At 69.3% G+C, this 20,351-nt stretch carries 19 protein-coding genes; 4 read left to right on the plus strand and 15 right to left on the minus strand.

The features are described from left to right. Positions 1-3: 3 nt before the first annotated feature. The 11 genes from nuoK to QPK52_RS10770 are packed head-to-tail and all read right to left on the minus strand — an operon-like array spanning position 4 to position 10,998. Positions 4-303 (minus strand): NADH-quinone oxidoreductase subunit NuoK, encoded by a 300-nt coding sequence (nuoK, locus tag QPK52_RS10720; protein ID WP_093660472.1) that lies wholly within the window; start codon positions 301-303, stop codon positions 4-6. Beyond that, on the minus strand, positions 300-1,247 hold the full coding sequence (locus tag QPK52_RS10725; protein WP_410537228.1) for an NADH-quinone oxidoreductase subunit J: 948 nt from the start codon (positions 1,245-1,247) through the stop codon (positions 300-302). The genes nuoK and QPK52_RS10725 overlap by 4 nt, the downstream gene beginning before the upstream one ends. Then, on the minus strand, positions 1,244-1,870 hold the full coding sequence (gene nuoI, locus QPK52_RS10730; RefSeq protein ID WP_410537230.1) for an NADH-quinone oxidoreductase subunit NuoI: 627 nt from the start codon (positions 1,868-1,870) through the stop codon (positions 1,244-1,246). The genes QPK52_RS10725 and nuoI overlap by 4 nt, the downstream gene beginning before the upstream one ends. Then, on the minus strand, positions 1,863-3,269 hold the full coding sequence (gene nuoH / locus QPK52_RS10735; protein ID WP_410537232.1) for an NADH-quinone oxidoreductase subunit NuoH: 1,407 nt from the start codon (positions 3,267-3,269) through the stop codon (positions 1,863-1,865). The genes nuoI and nuoH overlap by 8 nt, the downstream gene beginning before the upstream one ends. Beyond that, positions 3,269-5,803 carry an NADH-quinone oxidoreductase subunit G gene (locus tag QPK52_RS10740; protein ID WP_410537233.1) on the minus strand — a complete coding sequence of 845 codons (2,535 nt, stop codon included), beginning with the start codon at positions 5,801-5,803 and terminating at the stop codon, positions 3,269-3,271. The genes nuoH and QPK52_RS10740 overlap by 1 nt, the downstream gene beginning before the upstream one ends. Then, positions 5,800-7,140 carry an NADH-quinone oxidoreductase subunit NuoF gene (gene nuoF, locus QPK52_RS10745; protein WP_093660464.1) on the minus strand — a complete coding sequence of 447 codons (1,341 nt, stop codon included), beginning with the start codon at positions 7,138-7,140 and terminating at the stop codon, positions 5,800-5,802. The genes QPK52_RS10740 and nuoF overlap by 4 nt, the downstream gene beginning before the upstream one ends. After that, complete coding sequence (gene nuoE / locus QPK52_RS10750; protein WP_093660462.1) at positions 7,140-7,976, minus strand: NADH-quinone oxidoreductase subunit NuoE; 837 nt, start codon at positions 7,974-7,976, stop codon at positions 7,140-7,142. Before nuoE ends, nuoF begins: the two co-directional genes overlap by 1 nt. A gap of 17 nt (positions 7,977-7,993) precedes the next feature. Continuing rightward, a complete protein-coding gene (locus QPK52_RS10755; RefSeq protein ID WP_410537234.1) occupies positions 7,994-9,352 on the minus strand; it encodes an NADH-quinone oxidoreductase subunit D in 1,359 nt (452 codons plus the stop codon). Then, positions 9,352-10,077 (minus strand): NADH-quinone oxidoreductase subunit C, encoded by a 726-nt coding sequence (locus QPK52_RS10760; protein WP_093660458.1) that lies wholly within the window; start codon positions 10,075-10,077, stop codon positions 9,352-9,354. The genes QPK52_RS10755 and QPK52_RS10760 overlap by 1 nt, the downstream gene beginning before the upstream one ends. Continuing rightward, positions 10,074-10,628, minus strand: a complete 555-nt coding sequence (locus tag QPK52_RS10765) for a NuoB/complex I 20 kDa subunit family protein (RefSeq protein WP_093660456.1) — start codon at positions 10,626-10,628, stop codon at positions 10,074-10,076. The genes QPK52_RS10760 and QPK52_RS10765 overlap by 4 nt, the downstream gene beginning before the upstream one ends. Before the next feature lie 10 nt (positions 10,629-10,638). After that, positions 10,639-10,998 carry an NADH-quinone oxidoreductase subunit A gene (locus tag QPK52_RS10770; RefSeq protein WP_093660454.1) on the minus strand — a complete coding sequence of 120 codons (360 nt, stop codon included), beginning with the start codon at positions 10,996-10,998 and terminating at the stop codon, positions 10,639-10,641. A 715-nt stretch (positions 10,999-11,713) separates the two neighbouring features. On the opposite strand from QPK52_RS10770, the gene QPK52_RS10775 reads away from it, so the two are divergent. Beyond that, positions 11,714-12,547, plus strand: coding sequence for a C40 family peptidase (locus QPK52_RS10775; protein ID WP_410537235.1), 834 nt, complete (start codon positions 11,714-11,716; stop codon positions 12,545-12,547). A 136-nt stretch (positions 12,548-12,683) separates the two neighbouring features. Here QPK52_RS10775 and QPK52_RS10780 read toward each other — a convergent pair whose 3' ends face one another. Further along, on the minus strand, positions 12,684-13,979 hold the full coding sequence (locus QPK52_RS10780) for a geranylgeranyl reductase family protein (protein ID WP_410537236.1): 1,296 nt from the start codon (positions 13,977-13,979) through the stop codon (positions 12,684-12,686). A 180-nt stretch (positions 13,980-14,159) separates the two neighbouring features. Further along, the gene (locus QPK52_RS10785; RefSeq protein WP_410537237.1) at positions 14,160-14,852 is read right to left on the minus strand and encodes a demethylmenaquinone methyltransferase; all 693 of its coding nucleotides are present in this window, start codon (positions 14,850-14,852) and stop codon (positions 14,160-14,162) included. Between the two features lie 225 nt (positions 14,853-15,077). Here QPK52_RS10785 and QPK52_RS10790 point away from each other — a divergent pair, with 225 nt between their 5' ends. From QPK52_RS10790 to QPK52_RS10800, 3 genes are all read left to right on the plus strand, one after another. Next, positions 15,078-15,503, plus strand: coding sequence for a type VII secretion target (locus QPK52_RS10790; RefSeq protein WP_410537238.1), 426 nt, complete (start codon positions 15,078-15,080; stop codon positions 15,501-15,503). Beyond that, complete coding sequence (locus tag QPK52_RS10795; RefSeq protein ID WP_410537239.1) at positions 15,500-17,773, plus strand: hypothetical protein; 2,274 nt, start codon at positions 15,500-15,502, stop codon at positions 17,771-17,773. Before QPK52_RS10790 ends, QPK52_RS10795 begins: the two co-directional genes overlap by 4 nt. A gap of 125 nt (positions 17,774-17,898) precedes the next feature. After that, positions 17,899-18,546 carry a hypothetical protein gene (locus QPK52_RS10800; RefSeq protein WP_410537240.1) on the plus strand — a complete coding sequence of 216 codons (648 nt, stop codon included), beginning with the start codon at positions 17,899-17,901 and terminating at the stop codon, positions 18,544-18,546. Between the two features lies 1 nt (position 18,547). Here QPK52_RS10800 and QPK52_RS10805 read toward each other — a convergent pair whose 3' ends face one another. Together QPK52_RS10805 and mqnC are read right to left on the minus strand one after the other, a co-directional pair. Further along, positions 18,548-19,105 (minus strand): imidazolonepropionase-like domain-containing protein, encoded by a 558-nt coding sequence (locus QPK52_RS10805; protein ID WP_410537241.1) that lies wholly within the window; start codon positions 19,103-19,105, stop codon positions 18,548-18,550. Positions 19,106-19,131: 26 nt separating this feature from the next. Then, positions 19,132-20,331, minus strand: a complete 1,200-nt coding sequence (gene mqnC, locus QPK52_RS10810) for a cyclic dehypoxanthinyl futalosine synthase (RefSeq protein ID WP_410537242.1) — start codon at positions 20,329-20,331, stop codon at positions 19,132-19,134. Between the last annotated feature and the right edge of the window lie 20 nt (positions 20,332-20,351).

Raw genomic sequence — 20,351 nt, forward strand, 5'->3', positions numbered from 1 at the left:
CCCTTACAGCTTCATCAGACTGGCGTCGTCGACCGAGGCCGAGTGGCGGGAGCGGAAGATCGTCACGATGATCGCCAGTCCGACCACGACCTCGGCGGCGGCGACGACCATCGTGAAGAACGCGATGATCTGGCCGTCGAGGTTGCCGTGCAGCCGGGAGAAGGCGACGAGCGCGAGGTTGGCCGCGTTCAGCATCAGCTCGACGCTCATGAACACGACGATCGCGTTGCGCCGCAGCAGTACCCCGCTGGCCCCGATGGTGAACAGCAGCGCGGCCAGATAGAGGTAGTTGACCGGGTTCACTTGGCGGCCTCCCTGTCACGGTCTCCGTCGCGGTCCCCGTCCCCGTCCACGGCCGGGGAGTCGTCCGAGACGTCCTTGCGTACGTCCGCCGCGTCGCGCACCTCCCGGCCGCCGCCTCCGCCCGGGCCGCCGCGGGCGGTGCTCTCGCCCCGGCCCAGGTACTCCCCGGTGCGCCGCTCCAGCGCCGCCAGGTCGGCCAGGGCCTTGCGGGAGACGTCCCGGACCTGGCCGCGGGAGCGCAGCGTGTCGCTGACGGTGAGCTCGGAGGGAGTGCCGTCCGGCAGCAGGCCGGGGATGTCCACGGCGTTGTGCCGGGCGTACACGCCGGGCGCGGGCAGCGGCGGAAGGTGCTTGCCCTCGCGGACTCGCTTCTCGGCCAGTTCGCGCTGGGTGTCGCGGCGTTCGGTGCGCTCGCGGTGGGTGAGCACCATGGCGGCGACGGCCGCGGTGACCAGGAGCGCGCCGGTGATCTCGAAGGCGAACACGTAGTCGGTGAAGATCGACCGGGCCAGGCCCTGGACGTTGCCGCCCGCGTTGGCCTCGGCCAGGCCGGTGAAGGTGCCGACGGAGGCGTTGCCGATGCCGCCGACCAGCAGGATGCCGAAGCCGAGTCCGCACAGGGCCGCCATCCAGCGCTGGCCCTTGATGGTCTCCTTCAGCGAGTCGGCGGCGGTGACGCCGACGAGCATCAGCACGAACAGGAAGAGCATCATGACCGCGCCGGTGTAGACGACGATCTGCACGATGCCCAGGAAGTAGGCGCCGTTGGCCAGGTAGAACACGGCCAGGACGATCATCGTCCCGGCCAGGCAGAGCGCCGAGTGCACCGACCGCTTCATCAGCACGGTCCCGAGTGCGCCCAGCACCGCGACGGTGCCCAGGATCCAGAACTGCACCGCCTCGCCGGTGGAGGTGGTGGATGCGGCCAGCAGGGTGCCGTTCACTTCTCGCTCACCGCCTCGGAGGCCGGCTCGTCGGGGCCGAAGGTGTCGGCGGCGGCCTGCGGCGCCTCGTTCCCGGGGTTCTTGGAGCGGGCCTCCTGCCGGACCGTCCCCGGAGCGGCCTCGGTGACCAGCCCCCGGTAGTAGTCCTTCTCGGTCATGCCCGGGAAGATCGCGTGCGGGGTGTCGACCATGCCCTCCTCCAGCCCGGCGAGCAGCTCCTCCTTGGTGTAGATGAGCGACTCGCGGGTCCGGTCGGCCAGTTCGTACTCGTTGGTCATGGTCAGCGCCCGGGTCGGGCACGCCTCGACGCACAGGCCGCACAGGATGCAGCGCAGGTAGTTGATCTGGTAGACGCGCCCGTAGCGCTCACCGGGCGAGTAGCGCTCCTCGTCGGTGTTGTCCGCGCCCTCCACGTAGATCGCGTCGGCCGGGCAGGCCCAGGCGCACAGCTCGCAGCCGATGCACTTCTCCAGCCCGTCCGGGTGCCGGTTGAGCTGGTGCCGGCCGTGGAAGCGCGGCGCGGTGGGCTTCTTCTCCTCGGGGTACTGCTCGGTGAGCCGCTTCTTGAACATGGCCTTGAAGGTCACGCCGAAGCCGGCCACCGGGTTCTCGAACTCAGGCATCGTCGGCCTCCCTGGCCTTGCCGGTCTCGCTGGACTCGCCGTCCGCGCCGGCCCCCACGCCCGCGGTCTCCCGCTCGCGGCGCGGCCGCCGGCGCGGTACGGGCGGCAGGGTCTGTCCCGGCAGCGGCGGTACGGGGTAGCCGCCCGCCATCGGGTCGAAGGTCTCGGGTCCGGCCGCCTTCCCGGCCTCCTCCTTCTCCCCGGCGCGCTCGCCGCGTTCGCGGACGGCGTCGTAGACGAAGGACAGCAGGAGCAGCACCAGCGCCGCGCCGGCGACCCAGAGCACGATGTCGCCGAACTCGTAGCCCTCGTTGCGCAGTGCCCGCACGGTGGCCACCAGCATCAGCCAGGCCAGCGAGACGGGGATGAGGACCTTCCAGCCCAGCCTCATGAACTGGTCGTAGCGCACGCGCGGGAGCGTGCCGCGCAGCCAGACGAAGAGGAACAGCAGCAGGTTCACCTTGACGACGAACCACAGCAGCGGCCACCAGCCGTGGTTGGCGCCCTCCCAGTAGGTGCTGATCGGCGCCGGGGCGCGCCAGCCGCCCAGGAAGAGGGTGACCGCCAGGGCCGAGACGGTGACCATGTGGATGTACTCGGCGAGCATGAACATCGCGAACTTGATCGACGAGTACTCGGTGTTGAAGCCGCCGACCAGGTCGCCCTCGGACTCGGGCATGTCGAAGGGCGCGCGGTGCGCCTCGCCGACCATCGCCACCATGTAGATGAGGAACGACACCGGCAGCAGCAGCGCGAACCAGGTGTCGGCCTGCGCTCCGACGATCGTCGAGGTGGACATCGAGCCGGAGTAGAGGAAGACCGCCGCGAAGCTCAGGCCCATGGCGACCTCGTAGGAGATCACCTGGGCCGTGGCGCGCACACCGCCCAGCAGCGGGTAGGTGGAGCCCGACGACCAGCCGGCCAGCACCGTGCCGTAGGCGGCGATGGAGGCGGTGGCCAGGATGTACAGGATCGCCACCGGCAGGTCGGTGAGCTGCATCGCGGTGCGGGTGCCGAAGATCGACACCTCGTTGCCGGGCGGGCCGAAGGGGATCACCGCGATGGCCATGAAGGCGGGGATCGCGCCGATGATGGGGGCCAGGATGTAGACGGCCTTGTCGGCCGCCTTGACGTTGACGTCCTCCTTCAGCATCAGCTTGACGCCGTCGGCCAGCGACTGGAGCATCCCCCAGGGGCCGTGCCGGTTGGGGCCGATGCGCAGCTGCATCCAGGCGACGACCTTGCGCTCCATCACGATGGAGATCAGCACGGTCACCATCAGGAACGCGAAGCAGAACACCGCCTTGAGGCCGATCAGCCACCAGGGATCGGTGCCGAACATCGACAGGTCCTCCTCGGCGAGGACCGTCGCCCCGGTGGCCAGGACGGACGGGCTCATCACGCCTCCACCCCCTTCGTCTCCTCCGGGCCCGCCGCGGCCGGGGCGGTCGCGGGGGCCGCCGACAGCTTCACGAGCCGGCCGGGCACGGTGCCCAGGTCGTCCAGGACGCCGGCTCCCGTGGAGTTCAGCGGCAGCCAGACCACGCGGTCGGGCATCTCGGTGATCTCCAGCGGCAGGGTGACCGTCCCGGCCGGGCCGGTGACGGTCAGCGCCCGGCCGCCCGCGACCCCGACCTCGGCGGCCGTGGCGGCCGACAGCCGGGCGACGGCGGCGTGCCGGGTGCCGGCCAGCGCCTCGTCGCCGTCCTGGAGACGACCCCGGTCGAGCAGCAGCCGGTGGCCGGCGAGCACGGCCTCGCCCGCGGCGGGCCGCGGGACCTGCCGGACGCCGGCCTCCGGCGCGTCGGCGCGGGGACCGTCCCAGACGCCCAGGCGCCGCATCTCGGCGCGGACGGTGCGTACGTCCGGCAGCCCGAGGTGGACGTCGAGGGCGTCGGCGAGCATGTGCAGCACGCGGTGGTCGGACTGGACGAGCCGGCGGGTCATCTGGTCGGGCTTGATGGCGGCCTCGAACGGCCGCGAGCGGCCCTCCCAGTTGAGGAAGGAGCCCGCCTTCTCCACGACCGCGGCGACGGGCAGGACCACGTCGGCCCGCTCGGTGACCTCCGAGGGCCGCTGCTCCAGGCTGACGACGAAGCCGACCTCGTCCAGTGCCCTGCGGGCCAGCTCCGGGTCGGGCAGGTCGGCGACCTCCACGCCCCCGACCAGCAGGGCCGCGAGTTCGCCGTTCGCGGCGGCCTCGACGATCCGGCCGGTGTCGCGGCCGAAGCGGGTCGGCAGAGCGGCCACGCCCCAGACGGCGGCCGTCTCCGCGCGGGCGCTCGGGTCGGTGGCGGGACGTCCGCCGGGCAGCAGCGTCGGGAGCGCTCCGGCCTCGACCGCGCCCCGCTCGCCGGCCCGGCGCGGGATCCACACCAGGCGGGCGCCGGTGGCGGTGGCCGTCCGCAGGGCGGCGGTGAACCCTCCGGGCACGGCGGCCAGCCGCTCCCCGGCGATGATCACCGATCCCTCGGCGCGCAGCGCCTCGGCGGCCTTCTGCCCGGTCTCGTCGAGCCCGACGCCGCCGGCCAGCGCGTCCAGCCACTCGGTCTCGGTGTGGGGCGCGGCCGGCAGCAGTGTGCCGCCCGCCTTCCTCAGGCCCCGGGTGGCGTGGGTGGCCAGCGAGAAGACGCGCTGTCCGTGCTTGCGGTGGGCCTTGCGCAGCCGCAGGAAGACGCCGGGGGCCTCCTCCTCGGCCTCGAAGCCGACCAGCAGCACGGCCGGGGCCTTCTCCAGCGCGGAGTGGGTGACGCCGCTCCCGTCGGCGTCCAGTCCGCGTCCGGCGACGTGGGAGGCGAGGAAGTCGGCCTCCTCGGTGCTGTGGACGCGGGCGCGGAAGTCGATGTCGTTGGTGTCGAGGGCGACCCGCGCGAACTTGGCGTACGCGTAGGCGTCCTCGGTCGTCAGCCGCCCGCCGGTGAGCACGCCGGTGCGGCCGCGGGCCGCGGCCAGCCCCCTGGCCGCGGCGTCCAGCGCCTCGGGCCAGCTCGCGGGCTCCAGCTCACCGGTGTCGGCGTTGCGCAGCAGCGGGTGGGTGAGCCGGTCGCGCTGCTGGGCGTAGCGGAAGGCGAAGCGGCCCTTGTCGCAGATCCACTCCTCGTTGACCTCCGGGTCGTCGGCGGCCAGCCGCCGCATGACCTTGCCGCGCCGGTGGTCGGTGCGGGTGGCACAGCCTGTGGAGCAGTGCTCGCACACGCTCGGCGAGGAGACCAGGTCGAAGGGGCGGGAGCGGAACCGGTAGGCGGCCGAGGTGAGCGCGCCGACCGGGCAGATCTGGATGGTGTTGCCGGAGAAGTAGGACTGGAAGGGCGGTCCCTCTCCGGTGCCGACCTGCTGCAGTGCGCCGCGTTCCAGCAGCTCGATCATCGGGTCGCCCGCGATCTGGTTGGAGAAGCGGGTGCAGCGTGCGCACAGCACGCAGCGCTCGCGGTCCAGCAGCACCTGGGTCGACAGCGGCACGGGCTTGGCGAAGGTGCGCTTGCGGCCCTCGAAGCGGCTGTCGGCCTGCCCGTGGGACATGGCCTGGTTCTGCAGCGGGCACTCGCCGCCCTTGTCGCAGACCGGGCAGTCCAGCGGGTGGTTGATGAGCAGCAGCTCCATCACGCCGCGCTGCGCCTTCTCGGCCACCGGGGAGGTCAGGTGCGTCCTGACGGCCATGCCGTCGGTGCAGGTGATCGTGCAGGAGGCCATGGGCTTGCGCTGGCCCTCGACCTCGACGATGCACTGGCGGCAGGCCCCGGCCGGGTCCAGCAGGGGGTGGTCGCAGAAGCGCGGGATCTCGATGCCGAGCAGTTCGGCGGCGCGGATGACCAGGGTGCCCTTGGGCACGCTGACCTCGATGCCGTCGATCGTCAGCGTCACCGCGTCCTCGGGAGCCTTGGGCGGCTCGGCCTCTCCGCCTCCGGAGGCCTTGGCGTCGGTGGTGACGGTCACGCGTTCACCTCCAGGTGTGCGGTCCTGTCGTCGGCCCACAGGGTCGACTTGGCCGGGTCGAAGGGGCAGCCCCGCCCGGTGACGTGCTGTTCGTACTCCTCGCGGAAGTACTTCAGGGAGGAGAAGATCGGGCTGGCGGCGCCGTCGCCGAGGGCGCAGAAGGACTTGCCGTTGATGTTGTCGGCGATGTCGGCGATCTTGTCGAGGTCGGACATCGACGCCTTGCCGGCCTCGATGTCGCGCATGAGCTGGACCAGCCAGTAGGTGCCCTCGCGGCAGGGGGTGCACTTGCCGCAGGACTCGTGGGCGTAGAACTCCGTCCAGCGGGTCACCGCGCGGACCACGCAGGTGGTCTCGTCGAAGCACTGGAGCGCCTTGGTGCCGAGCATCGACCCGGCGGCGCCGACGCCCTCGTAGTCCAGCGGGACGTCGAGGTGCTCGTCGGTCAGCAGCGGGGTCGAGGAGCCGCCGGGGGTCCAGAACTTCAGCCGGTGGCCGGGGCGCATGCCGCCGCTCATCTCCAGCAGCTGGCGCAGGGTGATGCCGAGCGGCGCCTCGTACTGGCCGGGCCCGGCGACGTGGCCACTGAGGGAGTACAGCGTGAAGCCCGGGGACTTCTCGCTGCCCATCGTGCGGAACCACTCCTTGCCCCGGTTCATGATCGCGGGAACCGAGGCGATGGACTCGACGTTGTTGACGACGGTGGGGCACGCGTACAGGCCCGCGACGGCCGGGAAGGGGGGACGCAGCCTCGGCTGGCCGCGCCGGCCCTCCAGGGAGTCCAGCAGGGCGGTCTCCTCGCCGCAGATGTACGCGCCCGCGCCCGCGTGCACGGTGATGTCCACGTCCAGGCCCGAGCCGAGGACGTCCTTGCCGAGGTAGCCCGCCTCGTAGGCCTCGCGCACCGCGGCGTGCAGACGCCGCAGCACGGGGACGACCTCGCCGCGCAGGTAGATGAAGGCGTGGTTGGAGCGGATCGCGTGGCAGGCGATCACGATGCCCTCGATCAGCGAGTGCGGGTTGGCGAAGAGGAGGGGGATGTCCTTGCAGGTGCCCGGCTCGGACTCGTCGGCGTTGACCACCAGGTAGTGCGGCTTGCCGTCGCCCTGGGGGATGAACTGCCACTTCATGCCCGTGGGGAAGCCCGCGCCGCCCCGGCCGCGCAGACCGGACTCCTTGACGTAGGCGATGACGTCGTCCGGCTTCATCGCCAGGGCCTTGCGCAGGCCCTCGTAGCCCTCGTGCGCCCGGTAGGTCCGAAGCGTCCAGGACGTCGGGTCGTCCCAGAAGGCCGAGAGCACCGGGGCCAGCAGCTTCTCCGCTGATTCGGCGGTCATCACTTGCCCTCCTTCGCCACCGGACCGGCCGGGTTGTCGGGGTCGGAGGCGGCCGTCCTGCGCGGCGCGTCGTGGGAACTGGGGTGGGGGTCGGGCGCCTCGCCGGTCTCGGTGACGGGCTGCCCGGCCGACGCGGGCGCCTCCCCGCCGCGCGGCGAGACCACCTTCGGCCCGCCCTTCTCGCCCTTGGCCAGCCTCAGTCCGGCCAGCGACGCCGGGCCCGCGCTGCCGCTCGCCTCGACGGCGCCGGGCCGCTCGTCGGGGAACCCGGCGAGGATGCGGGCGGTCTCCTTGAAGGTGCACAGCGGGGCGCCGCGGGTGGGCCGCACCTCGCGCCCTGCGCGCAGGTCGTCCACCAGCTTCCTGGCGCTCTCGGGCGTCTGGTTGTCGAAGAACTCCCAGTTGACCATCACCACGGGCGCGAAGTCGCAGGCCGCGTTGCACTCGATGTGCTCCAGCGTCACCTTGCCGTCTTCGGTGGTCTCGTCGTTGCCGACGCCGAGGTGCTCCTGGAGCGCCTCGAAGATGGCGTCGCCGCCCATCACCGCGCACAGGGTGTTGGTGCACACCCCCACCTGGTAGTCGCCCGAGGGCTTGCGCCGGTACATGGTGTAGAAGGTGGCCACCGCCGTGACCTCGGCCGTGGTCAGGTCGAGCATCTCGGCGCAGAACCGCAGCCCGGTGGGGGTGACGTACCCCTCCTCGGACTGCACCAGGTGCAGCATCGGCAGCAGTGCGGAGCGGCTGCCGGGGTAGCGGGCGATGATCTCCTTCGCGTCCGCCTCCAGCCGGGCGCGGACGTCGGCCGGGTAGTCGGGGGCGGGGAGCTGGGGCATCCCGAGCGATACGTCTGTCACCGGTCGACGCCTCCCATCACGGGGTCGATGGACGCGACGGCGACGATGACGTCGGCGACCTGGCCGCCCTCGCACATCGCCGCCATGGTCTGCAGGTTGGTGAAGGACGGGTCGCGGAAGTGGACCCGGAACGGGCGGGTGCCGCCGTCGCTGACCGCGTGCACGCCCAGCTCGCCCTTGGCGGACTCCACCGCGGCGTACGCCTGGCCCGGCGGCACCCGGAAGCCCTCCGTCACCAGCTTGAAGTGGTGGATGAGGGCCTCCATCGAGGTGCCCATGATGTTCCTGATGTGGTCCAGCGAGTTGCCGAGCCCGTCGGGGCCGAGCGCGAGCTGCGCGGGCCAGGCGATCTTCTTGTCGGCGACCATCACCGGGCCGGGCTCCAGCCGGTCCAGGCACTGCTCGACGATCCGCAGCGACTGGCGCATCTCCTCCAGCCGGATCAGGAAGCGGCCGTAGGAGTCGCAGGCGGTGTCGGTCGGGACGTCGAAGTCGTAGGTCTCGTAGCCGCAGTACGGCTGCGCCTTGCGCAGGTCGTGCGGGAGTCCGGTGGACCGCAGGATGGGGCCGGTGGCGCCGAGCGCCATGCAGCCGGCCAGGTCCAGGTAGCCGACGTCCTTCAGTCGTGCCTTGAAGACGGGGTTGCCGGTGCAGAGCTTGTCGTACTCCGGCAGGTTCTTCCGCATCTTCTTCACGAACTCGCGGACCTGGTCCACCGCGCCGGCCGGCAGGTCCTGGGCGAGACCGCCGGGCCGGATGTAGGCGTGGTTCATCCGCAGGCCGGTGATGAGCTCGAAGAGGTCCAGGACCAGTTCGCGGTCCCGGAAGCCGTAGATCATCACCGTGGTGGCGCCCAGCTCCATGCCGCCGGTGGCGATGGCCACCAGGTGGGAGGAGATCCGGTTGAGCTCCATCATCATCACGCGGATGACGCTGGCGCGGTCGGGTACCTGGTCCTCGATGCCCAGCAGCTTCTCCACCGCCAGGCAGTACGCCGTCTCGTTGAAGAACGGCGTGAGGTAGTCCATGCGCGTCACGAAGGTCGTGCCCTGCGTCCAGGTCCGGTACTCGAGGTTCTTCTCGATGCCGGTGTGCAGGTAGCCGATGCCGCAGCGGGCCTCGGTGACCGTCTCGCCGTCGATCTCCAGGATGAGCCGGAGCACACCGTGCGTGGACGGGTGCTGCGGGCCCATGTTGACGATGATCTTCTCGTCGTCGCCCCTGGCGGCGGCGGTGGCGATCTCGTCCCAGTCGCCGCCGGTGACGGTGTAGACGGTGCCCTCGGTGGTCTCGCGGGCGCTCGCCTGCGACGCCGTGGGGTCCGTCGCGTGCGGGGTTGCGTGCGAGGTGCTCATCAGCTGTACGACCTCCGCTGGTCGGGAGCCGGGATCTGGGCGCCCTTGTACTCGACGGGGATGCCGCCGAGGGGGTAGTCCTTGCGCTGCGGGAAGCCCTGCCAGTCGTCGGGCATCATGATCCGCGTGAGCGCGGGATGGCCGTCGAAGACGATGCCGAAGAAGTCGTACGCCTCGCGCTCGTGCCAGTCGTTGGTCGGGTAGACCGAGACGATCGACGGGATGTGCGGATCGCCGTCGGGCACGCTGACCTCCAGCCGGATCAACCGGTTGTGGGTGATCGAACGCAGGTGGTAGACGGCGTGCAGTTCGCGCCCGGAGTCGCCGGGGAAGTGGACACCGCTGACGCCGGTGCACATCTCGAAGCGCAGCGCGGGGTCGTCGCGCAGGACGCGGGCCGTGACCGGCAGGTGGTCGCGGGCGATGTGGAAGGTGATCTCGCCGCGGTCCACGACCGTCTTCTCGATCACCTCCTCCGGCACCAGGCCCTGCTCCTCGAGCGCGCCCTCCAGTTCGTCGGCCACCTCGTCGAACCAGCCGCCGTACGGCCGGCTCGCCGCGCCCGGCAGCCGGACGGTGCGCACCAGCCCGCCGTAGCCGGAGGTGTCGCCGCCCTCCTTGGCACCGAACATGCCGCGGCGGACGTCGATCACCTCGCCCGTCTCACCGCGCGGCGAGGGGACGGCGCCGTTGCCGCCGCCACCGTTGCTCTGCTCGTCGCTCATCGGAGCAGCCCCTTCATCTCGATCGTCGGAAGCGCCTTGAGCGCCGCCTCCTCCGCCTCGCGGGCGGCCTGCTCCCGGTTGACCCCGAGCTTCTCGCCCTGGATCTTCTGGTGGAGCTTGAGGATCGCGTCCAGCAGCATCTCGGGGCGCGGCGGACAGCCGGGCAGGTAGATGTCGACCGGCACGATGTGGTCGACGCCCTGCACGATCGCGTAGTTGTTGAACATGCCGCCCGAGGAGGCGCACACGCCCATGGAGATGACCCACTTGGGGTTCGGCATCTGGTCGTAGACCTGCCGCAGGACCGGCGCCATCTTCTGGCTGACCCGGCCGGCCACGATCATCAGGTCCGCCTGCCTCGGCGAGCCGCGGAAGACCTCCATCCCGAAGCGGGCGAGGTCGTAGCGGCCGGCGCCGGTGGTCATCATCTCGATGGCGCAGCAGGCCAGGCCGAAGGTCGCCGGGAAGACCGACGACTTGCGCACCCAGCCCGCGGCCTGCTCGACGGTGGTCAGCAGGAAGCCACTCGGCAGTTTCTCTTCGATACCCATGTGTACGCCCCTAGTCCCATTCCAGGCCGCCGCGCCGCCAGACGTAGGCGTAGGCGACGAAGACGGTGAGCACGAAGAGCAGCATCTCCACGAGCCCGAACAGCCCCAGGGCGTCGAAGGTGACGGCCCAGGGGTAGAGGAAGACGATCTCGATGTCGAAGACGATGAAGAGCATCGCCGTCAGGTAGTACTTGATCGGGAAGCGCCCGCCTCCCGCTGCCTGCGGGGTGGGCTCGATGCCGCACTCGTACGCCTCGAGCTTGGCCCTGTTGTAACGCTTGGGGCCGACGATCGAGGCCATGACCACGGAGAAGACAGCGAAGGCTGCCCCGAGCGCTCCCAGTACGAGGATGGGCGCGTAGACGTTCACCGCTCCTCGCTCCTTCCAGTCGACGACGCTGCCGGCGGGCCGTTGCGGGCCGTTTTCGGACCGGTGTTCCGTTCACGAAGATCGCGTATATGTGAGGCAGTTCACAAGCCCGAGTCGACTGCATCCTATGCCCGTCCTTCTGTGATCTGCGACACGGGGTCGGCAACAAGTTTGTGATCTCCACCACCTGACGAATGATCATGAAGCCGGATGGACGGCGATCTTCACACGTGAAGCGGCCGACTGATCACCACACGTGACATTCCAGCGCGTCTTCCCTGGTCGGAGTGGGTGGGCCCGTATCAAACGATGCCCGCTACAGGCAAATTTGCCCTGGACATCCGGACTTGGTAAATGGCGCGGAACGCATCTCGGGCGAGACCGGAAGGGGTGACTCCGGAGCTGCCTCCGCACCCCTCCGGGGACCCGGCACGGCAAGATCGTGAATCCGTGCTCAATCTGTGACCTCCACCACGGCCGGCCCCCGCGGCGCGAGCCCGCCTTTGCACGGGGAGGGCCACCCGTGCTAGGCGCGCGGGGCGAAGTGGATCAATCGGACAATGTCATGGTCACGGCCTCTTAACGGGGCAATGATCGACTTCCGGGAGAGGGCACCGGAGCGCCATGCTCCGCCCAAAGTGGGCGCGTACACGCCGAGTGTGGCGTAACACACCTTTGTTGAACGGAACCTCCCACGGCTGATAGCCGTGGTGGCATGTCCCAGACCGCCCACATACCCAGCCACCGGAAACCCCGTCGAGCCGGCAGGAACCCCCTGCTGCGCACGGGCGTCGCCGGTGGCGTCCTCAGCACCCTCGCGGTGACCGCCGCGGCCGCCCCCACCTCCGCCGAGGAGCGGAAGACGGCCGCCGACACCGCGGAGATGCCCGTGCTCGTCCCCGACGCGGCCGCCGGCGCCCTGCAGGCCGCCGACGCCAACCGGACGGTCGCGACCCGGTACGAGACCGAGGCCGCGCGGATCCTGGCCGCCGAGCAGGCCATGGAGCGGGCCGGGGAACTGGCCGAGAGGAAGAAGGCCGAGGCCGAGCGCAGGGCGGCGGAGGCCGCCGAAGCCGCCGAGGCCGAGCGCGAGCGCGCCGCCCGGGAGCGTGCGGCGCGCGACTCCCAGCGCACCACCCTCAGTGCCGCCCCCGCCGCGACCGGCGCCCCCGCCGCCTCCCCACCGGCCGGCAGCGGCAACGTGGCGACCCTGGTCGGCTTCCTGCGCGCGCAGGTCGGCAAGGCGTACGTCCTGGGTGCCACCGGCCCGAGCGCCTACGACTGCTCCAGCCTCACCCAGGCCGCCTTCCGCCAGATCGGGATCAGCCTCCCGCGGACCTCGCAGCCGCAGTCCACGGCGGGCACCCAGGTCTCCCTGAGCAGCGTGCGGCCGGGCGACATCCTCTACTGGGGCAGCGCCGGCAACGCCTACCACGTCGCCGTCTACATCGGTGACGGCCGCTTCGTCGGCGCCCAGAACCCCTCCACCGGCGTCGTCGAGCGCGACATGGGCTACGACATGCCGACGGGCGCGGTGCGCGTGCTCTGACGCCGCTCGGCGCCGGGCACGGCCACGGTCAGGCGCCCAGCGTGCGAAGGGCCGTCCGGGAGACCGGACGGCCCTTCGCACGCTCCTCGGCGCACTCTCCCGGGCGCCGCCGCACGCAGCGGCGCCCGGCGGCGCGCTACGCGCGCGGGGCGACCTTCGTCAGCCCGTTGATGATCCGGTCCATCGCGTCGCCGCCCGTCGGGTCCGTCAGGTTCGCCAGCAGCTTCAGCGTGAAGCGCATCAGCACCGGGTGGGTCAGACCGCGCTCGGCGGCCAGCTTCATGACCTTGGGATTGCCGATCAGCTTCACGAAGGCGCGGCCCAGCGTGTAGTAGCCGCCGTAGGTGTCCTTGAGGATCCTCGGGTAGCGCCGCAGCACCAGCTCGCGCTGCGCCGGGCTCCGCCGGGCGTGGGCCTGGACGATGACGTCGGCCGCGATCTGCCCGGACTCCATGGCGTACGCGATGCCCTCGCCGTTGAACGGGTTGACCATGCCGCCCGCGTCGCCGACCAGCAGCAGCCCCCGCGTGTAGTGCGGCTGCCGGTTGAAGGCCATCGGCAGGGCCGCGCCGCGGATCGGGCCGGTCATGTTCTCGGGCGTGTACCCCCACTCCTCGGGCATCGAGGCGCACCACACCTTGAGGACCTCGCGCCAGTCCAGCTCCTTGAAGGACGAGGAGGTGTTGAGCACGCCCAGACCGACGTTGGAGGTGCCGTCGCCCATCCCGAAGACCCAGCCGTAGCCGGGCAGCAGCCGGTCCTGTGCCCCCCGCCGGTCCCACAGCTCCAGCCAGGACTCCAGATAGTCGTCGTCGTGGCGCGGTGAGGTGAAGTACGTGCGCACGGCCACGCCCATCGGGCGGTCCTCGCGCCGGTGCAGGCCCATCGCCAGCGACAGCCGCGTGGAGTTGCCGTCCGCGGCGACCACCAGCGGGGCGCGGAAGGAGACCGGCGTCTTCTCCTCGCCCAGCTTCGCCTCCACACCGGTGATCCGGCCCGTGCGCCCGTCGGTGATGGGCGCACCGACGTTGCACCGCTCGTACAGCCGGGCCCCCGCCTTCTCGGCCTGCCGGGCCAGCTGCTCGTCGAAGTCGTCGCGCCTGCGGACCAGTCCGTAGTCCGGGAAGCTCGCCAGCTCCGGCCAGTCGAGCTGGAGCCGGGTGCCGCCGGCGATGATCCGCAGGCCCTTGTTGCGCAGCCAGCCCGCCTCCTCGGAGACATCGATCCCCATCGCCACGAGCTGCTTGACCGCGCGCGGGGTCAGCCCGTCACCGCAGACCTTCTCCCTGGGGAAGGCCGTCTTCTCCAGCAGCAGTACGTCGAGCCCGGAACGGGCCAGGTGGTAGGCGGTGGTGGACCCGGCGGGGCCGGCCCCGACCACGATCACATCGGCGCTGTGCTCGGAGGCTGCCTTCGAGGGGGACTCGGTCACGACGGACTCCCGCAAGACTCGGTATTCAACGTGCCGGTCGCGCCGGGCACTGGACGAGTGCAGTGTATGTGGGCGCCTCCGGCCCGCCGGGAAAGGGATGTGCGCGCGAACTCCCCCTCACGCACCGCCGATCGTCTCCCGCGCCCCGCCCCTTTCCCGTTCCCGTTCCCGGTCGCGGTCCTACGGGGCGAACCCCCGGTGCAGGGCGACGATCCCGCCCGTCAGATCGCGCCAGGCGACCTTCTCCCACCCCGCCTCCTGGAGCCGGCGGGCCAGGCCGGGCTGGTCGGGCCAGGCGCGGATGGACTCGGCGAGGTAGACGTAGGCGTCCGGGTTGCTGGACACGGCCCTCGCCACGGGCGGCAGGGCCCGCATCAGGTACTCGGTGTAGACCTTGCGGAAGGGCTCCCAGGTGGGGTGGCTGAACTCGCAGATCACCACCCTGCCACCGGACTTGGTCACCCGCAGCATCTCGCGCAGCGCGGCGTCGGTGTCGTGGACGTTGCGCAGCCCGAAGGAGATGGTGACGGCGTCGAACGCGTCGTCGGCGAACGGCAGTCGGGTCGCGTCCCCGGCCGTGAACGGCATCCACGGCTCGCGCTTCTTGCCCTCCCGCAGCATCCCGAGGGAGAAGTCGCACGGCACGGTGTACGCCCCGGCCGTCGCGAACGGCACCGACGACGTCCCCGTCCCGGCCGCCAGGTCCAGCACCCGCTCCCCCGGCCGCGCGTCCACGGCGCGGGCGACCTCGCGCCGCCACAGCCGGGCCTGCCCGAGGGACAGCACGTCGTTGGTGATGTCGTACCGGGCCGCCACCTTGTCGAACATCGCGGCGACTTCGTTGGGCTGCTTGTCCAGGGATGCGCGCGTCATACGCCCATCCTCCCAGTCCCACCCCCCTGCCCCCGCCCCGGCTCCCCGGCGCACGGGCGCACAGAGCTTTCGGGCACCACCGCGAACCTGCCGGCCACCGCGGGGGCCGCGACCGTTCGGATCCGGCCGATCCGGCCAGGCCACGCCCAAGCCCTTTGCGATGCCACCGACGATTGCGTTACACACTGCTTCCACAGACACACCGAATGCCACCACGGGGGAATCGTGTCGTTCGACGAAGAGTGGGCCCAACTCGTGGCCAAGGCCACACGCGAGCGGGAGGTCCGCACCCGCCTCAACGGGGACAGCGGCGGGGGCGGCGGGGAGAAGCTCCGCGTCACCCCGAGCGAGCTCACCGAACGTGCGGGCAAGGCCGACACCGTCCGAGGCGACCTCGGCAAGGCGGACGACGCCACGATGAGGGAGACGGCACAGGTAGCGGCCGGACTGACCGGTTTCAAGTCCGCAGAAGCCTTCGCAACCTTCACAGAGCGCTGGGAAGAGCAGATGAAGTACCTGCAAGGCCTGCTGAGCGACGGCGTCGCGAAGCCACTGCGCACGGCAGCGAACGACTTCCAACGCGAGGACGAGCACCGGGCCAAGGTGATCGACGGGCTGAAACTCGAAGAAGATGAGACGGGAAAGAAATGACGCTCGGTTACAGCATCGTCAAGAACGCCGATCTCGCCCCGCTGGCCGAGGCTGTCACCAAGTGGCGGAACCTGCCCGGTCAGTTCGACACCATCGCCGCCTCCTTCAGGAACGGGGTGTCCAAGGCTCTGCGCACCTCCGACTGGGATGGGAAAGCGGCGGAAGCGGCCTTCAAGAAGTTCGACGAGGTGGAGAAGCAGTTCAAGAATGCTTCGGAGGAGGCCAAAGACATTCATCGCCTGCTCGACAGCGCGCTGGAGAAATTCCGCTCCGCCCAGAAACGAATCCGTGACGTCACAAACGAGGTTGCCGAGGACAAGAATCTGAAGATTTCCTCCAGCGGCCTGGTGTACCTCGACCCGGATGACAAAAAAGAGCCCGGTCGGCTCGCCACCCTCAAGCAAGCATACGAGGATGTGGTCCGCGGTTACAACGAAAAGATCAAGACGGCGCTCGCTGACGCCACCGAGGCGGATACAGCGCTGCACTGGGCCCTCTCGCAGGACCCCAACGGGCGCTCGTCCGGATTCCACCCTGACATGTTCAACAGTGTCAGGGACGCTCAGCAGGGACGCCGCGAAGCCCGAAAGGACGCCGACACCCTCGTCAAGCTCACTGCTCTCGGAAGGGAAATGACCGACGAGCAACTCACGCAGTTCAACCGTCTGGCCAGGAAACACGAGGGTGATCCCTACTTCGCCGAGCGTTACGCGACCAAGGTCGGCCCCGAGGGAACCCTGCGCTTCTGGCAAGGCATCGCCGATCAGCGGCGCCACTCCGACAAGGACGCGGTGAAGACCCTGGCGGACATCCAGAAGTCCCTGTCCCACACACTCGCCACCGCCTCCCACTCCGAGAGCGACGCCATGCGGGAGTGGAAGAGGGAGATGATCAGGCTCGGGGACGACCGCATCCAATTCACTCATTCAGGCGCGGCAGCGAACCTTCCGAGCCAGGGATCCTACGGTTTTTCCATCATGAGTAGCCTGATGCGCCATGGTGAGTACGAAACCGAGTTCCTCAAAGAGTACGGCAACGAGCTCTACTACTTCGAAAAGGAACACAAGGGCGACCTCAAGGATCTTTGGTATGTCGACGACCACAAAGCCCGCCTCAATTTTGGATCCGACGAAGGCAACGACCCCATGGCCGGCTACTTGGAGGCCCTCGGTCGCAATCCGGAAGCCGCCAAGGCAATGTTCAACTCAGAACCCTGGGCTGCAAACGGAAACCACGAAAACAACCTCAGCCCGTTCCTCGACTACCTGATGCGCGAACGTGACTGGTTCCAGGACCCGACGGCAGGCGAAGACGCTCACAAGGGGTACGGGTACGACGAGTTTGGGCACGCACTGGAGTCGGCAACCCTCGGAATCCCATACGACCGTCCCGATCTCGGCCTGAAACGCGACGACATGACATCGAACATCATGAGCCAAGTTGTCGCAGTCGTCAGCACGGACGTGAGTTTCGCTTCCGACAGGCCCGGAGTGGGAGACAGTTTGGCAAAGATGGGGGCTGGCTACATCGACGACCTGCACTGGGCGATCTCTGACTTCGGGGGCGCGGACTACACAGAAGAAGCAAGAGACTCCGCTTTCCACCACAGAGAAGGGGACGGCCATTTCAGCGTAAATGCCAGCACGGCCGAAAAGTTCCTCGCTTCTGTTGGAGGAAGCGAAGGAGGATACGAAATACTTGCTGCAGCTCAGCAGGAGTACGTCGCCTCCCTGATGAGAGTGCAACCTGAACCGAACGACGAGGCCAAGCTGATCCTCGAAGCAGGATCCAAGTTCAACGGAGTGATTGACGGCGCGCGAACCCTCGAAATCATGAACACATACGGGGACAACAAAGAAGAGGCAGAGCGAAAATTGACCGAGGCTGCAGAGTGGGAAAAATTTGCCGTCAGCCAGGGAATCGGATTGGGCGTCGGGCTTCTAACCCTTCCCTTTGGCGGGCCTACCACTTCTGCGGCGGTAGCTTTCGCGGTTCCCGCCGTGGTGGAAGGGGTGGCGAGTGCCACGGAAACCCAATACGAAGTATCACTGAATCGCCAGCTAAAGGAAAGGATGGATAAATTCGAGGAGGAAAACAGGGTAGATGTCATGGAATTCCACGATCGAGGGAAGGCCCGGTCCGTGGACCCGCTCGACGCTTTCGTGATCGCTCATGGAGTTTCACCAGACAACCCCTGGCTCCAGGAGATCAACCTCGAGGACAGGTACGACACCGGACGCAACGATATTACACCGCTGTTCCGACAGTAGCCTGATCCGCCGACGAAAGAGCCAGTACACGGACAGGCACGGCTCCAAACGGAAGCGCCCGACCAGGCTCCGGCGGGTAAGCAATATTCTCGCCCTGAAGAGAGAACCACCAGAGAGACGACCCGATGGAAAAGAAACTTTTTCGATTGCGCATCGCCTTCGCCTTCGGCAGCATCGCTTTGATGACATCATCTTGCTTCAACGGAGACGGAGGAGATTCAGTCACCGCACAGGACGTATGCGGCGGCCTCTCAGAGACCGCCGCCTCCGCCATGGAAAAGATAACGGCGGCAGAGAAGTTCGGAAAGAGTTCCGTCAGCGACGAAGGGGAGTTCACAGATGCCCTCTTGTCCGACCTGAAGAGAGGAAAGGAAATCAAGGGGAGAGAGTTCTGCCGAGTCCACCCCGAGGGGAAAAAAGAGTCATCCATTCCAAGAATTCACTTCGGGATACGGGATCGAGACGGCATTCCCCCGGACAAAGAAACGGAAGTCATCGGCGAGGAAGATTTCCCGTTCGCTCTGCAGGCGATTTCCACCTACACATCTGCTGACGTATATTTCGAGTGCCGAATCAACAAAGAAAGAAATGACAGAGAACACCCTGTAGTGCATGGAAGGCTTTCCTACGGCCCTCGACTCGTAGGAGGGGAGGGCGGTTTGGATGCAATCCAATTGAATATGGACATACTTCAACATGTGGCGCGCAATGTCGCGGGGGGACTGGGGTGCGAAAACTACGGGGACATCCCCGAGCGGGACGAGCCCTGGTAAGTCAGGCGCGGCGGTGGAGGAGGCGGCCGGCGAGGACCGTGGCGAGGCAGCGGCCGTCGGCGGTGTGGACGGCGAAGTCCGCGCGGGCGCCCGCGGCGAGGGTGGCGGGGCGGGGAGCGGGCAGGACGGTCAGACCAGATCGCTGGACGGCGTTGCGGACCGCGGGGTGACCGAAGGGGCCGACGACGGAGGTGACGCCCTCGCGCAGCAGGCGCTGCAGGCCGCGGCGGGCGCTGTGCCCCCAGCGCACCTCGTCCATCTCCAGGGCGGCCAGAGCCTCGCCCGTCAGCGGTTCGGTGTCGGGGATGCCGGGAAGGCCCACCTCGCGCGGGTCCGGGTGGTAGGCGGCCTCCAGCCACGCCGCCGCGTCCACCGCGCAGCGGCCGGGGGCCAGTTCACCGGGCCAGTGGCGGACGCGGGCGGCCGGGTACGTCCCGGTGAGTTCGTCCGCCGGGCCGATCGCCGCGATCCGGTCGCCCTCGACCGCCACCGCGTACCCGTCCAGCCGCTCGCCGCCCTCGGTGGGGCGGACGGCGAGCGGGGTGTGGATGGTCGGCACGGCGGCGGGCGGGGCGGTCGGCGGGGTCAGCCGGCGTCGATGAGCTTCAGCTCGGGGTGGGCGGTGCCGCCCTCGATCGCGGTGGAGGACAGGTGGGAGACGACGCGGTCGTCCACCGGGTCCTTCGCCGGGTCGTCGTGGACGACCAGGTGCTCGTACGTCGTCGAGCGCTGCGCCGGTACGCGTCCGGCCTTGCGGATGAGGTCGATCAGCTCCATGCGGTTGGAGCGGTGCTTCGCCCCGGCCGAGGAGACGACGTTCTCCTCCAGCATCACCGAGCCCAGGTCGTCCGCGCCGTAGTGCAGGGAGAGCTGGCCGGTCTCCTTGCCCGTCGTCAGCCAGGAGCCCTGGATGTGGGCGACGTTGTCCAGGAAGAGCCGGGCGACGGCCAGGATGCGCAGGTATTCGAAGAGCGTGGCCTGGGTGCGGCCCTTCAGGTGGTTGTTCTCCGGCTGGTAGGTGTACGGGATGAAGGCGCGGAAGCCGCCGGTGCGGTCCTGTACGTCGCGGATCATCCGCAGGTGCTCGATGCGTTCGGCGTTGGTCTCGCCGGTGCCCATCAGCATGGTGGAGGTGGACTCCACGCCCAGCCGGTGGGCGGTCTCCATGATCTCCAGCCAGCGCTCGCCGGACTCCTTCAGCGGCGCGATCGCCTTGCGCGGGCGCTCGGGGAGCAGTTCGGCGCCGGCTCCGGCGAAGGAGTCCAGGCCGGCGTCGTGGATGCGGCGGATCGCCTCCTCCACCGTCACGCCCGAGATCCGGGCCATGTGCTCGACCTCGGAGGCGCCCAGGGAGTGGATCACCAGCTCGGGGAAGCGCTCCTTGATCGCCGAGAAGTGCTCCTCGTAGTACTCCACGCCGAAGTCGGGGTGGTGCCCGCCCTGGAACATGATCTGGGTGCCGCCCAGCGCCACGGTCTCCTCGCAGCGGCGCAGGATGTCGTCCAGGTCCCGCGTCCAGCCCCTCTCCATGTCCTTGGGGGCCGCGTAGAAGGCGCAGAACCGGCAGGCGGTCACACAGACGTTGGTGTAGTTGATGTTCCGCTCGATGATGTACGTGGCGATGTGCTCGGTGCCCGCGTACCGGCGGCGGCGTGCCGCGTCGGCGGCCTGGCCCAGCGCGTGCAGCGGGGCGTGCCGGTAGAGCTCCAACGCCTCCTCCGCGCTGATCCGCCCGCCCCCGGCGGCGCGGTCGAGTACGGACTGGAGGTCGGCGTTATCGGTCACCGGGCGGTCCTCTCGGGCTT

Source organism: Streptomyces sp. KL2, assembly GCF_046529545.1.
In the GTDB taxonomy this organism is placed as follows: domain Bacteria; phylum Actinomycetota; class Actinomycetes; order Streptomycetales; family Streptomycetaceae; genus Streptomyces; species Streptomyces radiopugnans.